The organism is Nocardioides malaquae (assembly GCF_015070385.1).
Lineage (GTDB): Bacteria > Actinomycetota > Actinomycetes > Propionibacteriales > Nocardioidaceae > Nocardioides > Nocardioides malaquae.
The window spans coordinates 1-266 of record NZ_JADCSA010000486.1 but is presented as its reverse complement, the minus strand read 5'-3'; the positions used below and the strand labels follow the sequence as shown (position 1 = coordinate 266).

Here is a 266-nt window from a genome sequence, read left to right as displayed (position 1 = left end):
GTAACATTCCATGCAAAAGAAAAATTATTCAGGAAATTGGTGTATTCACTCTCGTTTTTAATATTTAATGTTGAATTATATAAAGCGTTTGCTACACGCGTTCCATCATTAAAAACATATAAATCTCTTTTAATATTACCATTTTCATCATAAGGATAGAAATACGGATTAAGCAATGTATAAGATGCAAAACTACCGTATTTAGAGTTGTAACTCTTAACACTATTAAACGAGGTAGTATTCATGAATTTCATTTTCTCTCTAGT

The 266-nt window shown here is 28.2% G+C and carries 1 protein-coding gene; it reads right to left on the bottom strand.

Annotation, left to right across the window (positions count from 1 at the left end; genetic code table 11):
* Positions 1-245, bottom strand: a 245-nt coding sequence (locus tag IEQ44_RS18640; RefSeq protein WP_227487654.1) for a hypothetical protein, incomplete at its 3' end; no start/stop codon positions are given.
* Positions 246-266 lie beyond the last annotated feature (21 nt).